The sequence below is a fragment of the Methanospirillum sp. genome (assembly GCF_028679455.1).
In the GTDB taxonomy this organism is placed as follows: Archaea; Halobacteriota; Methanomicrobia; order Methanomicrobiales; family Methanospirillaceae; genus Methanospirillum.
In genome coordinates this window covers 1-4,109 of the sequence record NZ_JAJRBM010000057.1, presented here as the reverse complement: position 1 = coordinate 4,109, position 4,109 = coordinate 1, and the positions used below count along the sequence as shown (strand labels likewise).

Below are 4,109 nucleotides of genomic sequence, written 5' to 3'. Positions count from 1 at the left end.
GAATATAATAATTTCAGAGGTCACTGCTTTCAGATCTACCATAATTCCAAGTGAGAGGAAGAAGATAGATGCGAATATTATCTGGAGATAACCTGCTCCTTGTAATATTGACCCTGGTTGCAGTTCTGACTAAACTTATTGGTTGTGGAATCCCTTCCTATTTCGGTGGAATGACTGTAAAAGAGTCATTCATTGTTGGTTTTGGAATGGCACCACGGGGTGAGGTTGCTATGATTGTAGCATTAATCGGACTTCAGGGAGGAATAATTAATCAGGGCATCTATGTTACGATAATCATGATGAGTCTTCTTACTACTATTTTCACCCCTATAATCTACCGGAACTGTCTTTTTCAGGATTGTAAGGGAGGAGTAAATAATTAAACCGATTTTTGCACTGATATCATTTATTCTAAAATTGGACTTACGCAGTACGTCTTTGAGAATAATTATCGCGCCATTTTGTCCTTGAGAAAGAGTTTTCACAAAGTACAGGCTGGAAGGGGAGTCAATTCCCCGGGAAAGCCGGAAATTCCGGAAGTCCTGTTTGAAGAACTCCTGGTAACTGCCCTCATGCACCAGGATTATCTGATTAGTGCCCCAATCCGTATCTTCATCTTTGACAACCGGATTGAGATCATCAGTCCGGGATCCCTGCCAAACAACCTGACCATCGAGAAGATCAGAAATGGGAACTCGAACATCAGAAATCCTGTTCTGGTGTCGTTCATCGCAAAAGGGCTCCTTCCCTATCGAGGCCTTGGTTCTGGTATTAAACGGGCATTAGAAGACTGGTCTGATATCGATTTTATCGATGACCGTGAAGGAGGGCTTTTCACCGCTACAATTCGCCGTAAAGAATGGGAAGGTTCGGAGAAGATCATCTCCCTCATGCGAGAGGAGCCCGAATTATCTGCAAAGGAGATTGCAATCCGGGTTGATCTGACACCCAGGGCAATTGAAAAACAGATCGCTTCACTCAAAAAAAGCGGAAAAATCAGGAGAGTCGGACCGGCAAAGGGTGGCCATTGGGAGGTTATGGATTGATGTTCAGTAAAAAAAACCTTTCATTGTCTAGCGAATTGTAACAGATATCGATGAGATCGTGCAAAAGAGAAGTAATAATGACTAGTGCCTCTCGCCACTTAAATTTGAGAGTAATTCCTCTGGGGAAGGATTACAAAAATTAAGAGACGACAAGCATTAGTGGCTCTTCGATATGTACAGTTGAAATGTAACTTACCTACCGAAACTGACGAAGAGCCTAGATTATTGGTGAATTGAATAGATTAAATTGGGAGGAAGTATCGCCCCTCTTCCAACAACCCTCCGATAGTTATTCTTAAAGTAACGTCTTTTCGTACAGGTATATGAGACGATATTTCATTTTCTCACTGAATAGGTAACCTTTAAGGTCTTCAATAGTAACAGTATAAATAAGAGAACTCTGGTTGCAAACCTGATTTGTCTAATAATTAGGATTTAGGGTGAAGGGAGGAATTATTAGAGAAGATAACCGGCGGGAGCTGATTATACCCGTGGTATAGCAAATCGAGATCTAGTTTTAGGTCAAATGGCCAGAATCAAGATTATTCTCCCTCCATATGAACATCAATTGGTTTTTTCTAAAATTGCGGAAAAAATTGAAAAGCAATTATGCCATGTCATTAAGGAAACAGAATTAAGTAATTATTTAATTGACTCTCTCATGGCGAAAGCATTCACCGGAGAACTCGTTACATGACTCTCCAAGAGTCAGACACCCAGGAGTTCAAACGCTCATTCTCACAGATTGACCCATCCCTGAAATCTGTCTGTACATTCCTGAACCATCACGGCGGGGTCATCACCTTCGGCAGATCAGACACCGGAGATCCCATCGGTATCACCCCTTCGGATCACAGCCTTCGCAAACTCTCACAGCAGATAACATCCCGGATTAAACCTGAAATCTCACCAGATATCAGAGTCATCGAGGAGTCAGGGGTTCATCTGGTCACGGTCACCATCCCTGAAGGAACCAATAAACCCTATTTCCTTGATGGAATAGCATACATCCGGGTAGGCACTGAAAACCGGGTTATTCCTCCTGATGAACTTAAGAGAATGATTCTTTCCACAGGTCTTCCTCCATGGGAAAGTGAGATCTGTCCTGATACGACCCTGAATGACATTGATCCAGGACTTATCAGGGAATTTCTGGGTAAGGTCTCAGATAAAAGACTTCTTGGGGTAAATCAGAAAACACCGGTCGTCACAGTACTCGATAAATTGCATCTCCTTAAAGATGGGCAGATAACAAATGCTGCCGCCCTTCTTTTTGGAAAAGATCCACAGAGGTTTATTCTCCAGTCAGAAGTGAGATGCGGACAATTTCGGGGAACTGATGTAGCCAGCCCTTTTATCAACATGAAAGTGATCAGAGGTGACCTGCTACACCAGATCGAAGAGACAATGACCTTTATTCTATCCAATATGAGCAGATCAGCTGAGGTAAAACCAGGAGATACCAGAGGGAAGAACAGTGGGAATATCCTCCTGACGCTCTCCGGGAGGCAGTTATCAATGCACTCTGCCATCGGGACTATCGGTCTTCAGGGAATGTTCAGGTACGGATATTTCCCGGTCAGATGAAGATACTCAATCCTGGTTCACTTCCCCCCGAATTGTCAATTGAGTCACTCAAAACCGAACATCTTTCCCTTCCAAAAAATGTTCATATTGCTCAAACCCTGTTTCTTGGTGGATATATAGAACAATGGGGCTCAGGAACAAATCACATGATTGAATCCTGTCAAGCGCAAAATCTCCCTGAACCGGAGTTTGAGGCAACAGGGCATTCCTTTTCAGTAACATTCAGGAGAGTAACTCTCTTTGAGTATATTGAAGAAAAAATCACCCTGAATGTCAGACAGAAGCAGGTGATCGAATATCTCATCAGTAATACTCGCATAAGTACTGCAGATTACGCATTGATGTATAACTGCACCCTAAAAACCGCTCAACGGGATTTAGCTGAACTGGTATCGGCAGATGTACTTAAGAAATCAGGTAAAACACGCGGAGTATATTATACCCTGAAGGACTCAATCAGGACATTACCGATGTCTCAATGAATGCAAATCGATCCCCTAATACCGTCATATATCGGACAAATTTTACATTGAACATATAATATGGCAGAATCATGAATCAGAGTATTTGGACATATTTGGACATATTCGGACATAAAGCCCCGTAGAGAGTACACATAAATAAACCTCATTAAGGCTCAAATGCTAGAAATATACTCAATAATCCCTAAAATTCAGAAGAATGAATACAGACATATTCGGACATTCATTACGGACATATCATGAGACTCGCTCCAGAACTCAAATATGAGATCGATACCCTCTGGGACCGGTTCTGGTCCGGAGGTGATACAAGAAAATTCACATAATAGCCGACGTTAGATTAGTGGCTCTTCGGTATGTACAGTTGAAATTCAACCTACCCACATGAAACAACGAAGAGCCGGTAAGGTTATCTCCCATTACCACCATACCTCCATCGCTACTTACCGCAGGACCAACACCGGTCTCAAAAGCATAAGCAATTAGATCATCTCCTATCTCTTCCACATAGTTTTTTCCGATAAGGGTCCGAAGTTGATCCCTTGAAAGCGGATTGCCCACCGCTTGATTTACTGCTACTGCCAAACCCATCAGCACGGTGCAGGTAGAACCAAGACCTACATGTTTGTAGGGAGGATCAAAGGCTTGGATTGCAAATCCTCCAATATACCCCACCACATGAGAAAAAAGTTTGAGAAAATGTTCAATGATTGCTGGTCTGCTGTAGGATATCGAATACCCAGATTCAGAACATTGAACAGTAACCTTCGTATATACCTGAATTGCAAATCCGATTCCCCCTCCCCCCGGATGCCCTGGGGAAAACCGATTCATATCCAGAACAGTCAGATGAATCCGACCAGGTAATCTGACACTCACCGGGTCTTTAGAGATAGTAAGGGTATAATCTCCTTCATAACCCATTGTATTCAAATTATCTCCAGGATGAAATGAGATAAAATCATATTCGACCATGTCATGATCTCCACCTCGT

The 4,109-nt window shown here is 42.5% G+C and carries 4 protein-coding genes and 1 pseudogene; 4 read left to right on the top strand and 1 reads right to left on the bottom strand.

Features of this window, described 5'->3' with window-relative positions; all coding sequences use genetic code 11:
• Positions 1–68 precede the first annotated feature (68 nt).
• The 4 genes from LUQ50_RS01910 to LUQ50_RS01895 all read left to right on the top strand — a co-directional run bounded on the left by LUQ50_RS01910 (position 69) and on the right by LUQ50_RS01895 (position 3,115).
• Entirely contained in the window at positions 69–383 is a 315-nt protein-coding gene (locus LUQ50_RS01910; protein ID WP_367278937.1) for a cation:proton antiporter, read from the top strand.
• 84 nt (positions 384–467) lie between these two features.
• Positions 468–1,046, top strand: a complete 579-nt coding sequence (locus LUQ50_RS01905) for an ATP-binding protein (RefSeq protein WP_300035355.1) — start codon at positions 468–470, stop codon at positions 1,044–1,046.
• A 693-nt stretch (positions 1,047–1,739) separates the two neighbouring features.
• On the top strand, positions 1,740–2,633 hold the full coding sequence (locus LUQ50_RS01900; protein ID WP_300035352.1) for an RNA-binding domain-containing protein: 894 nt from the start codon (positions 1,740–1,742) through the stop codon (positions 2,631–2,633).
• Positions 2,630–3,115 (top strand): ATP-binding protein, encoded by a 486-nt coding sequence (locus LUQ50_RS01895; protein WP_300035349.1) that lies wholly within the window; start codon positions 2,630–2,632, stop codon positions 3,113–3,115. The genes LUQ50_RS01900 and LUQ50_RS01895 overlap by 4 nt, the downstream gene beginning before the upstream one ends.
• A gap of 318 nt (positions 3,116–3,433) precedes the next feature.
• Here the strand turns inward: LUQ50_RS01895 and LUQ50_RS01890 are convergent.
• Positions 3,434–4,109: pseudogene (locus tag LUQ50_RS01890) on the bottom strand (hypothetical protein); the annotation flags it as partial.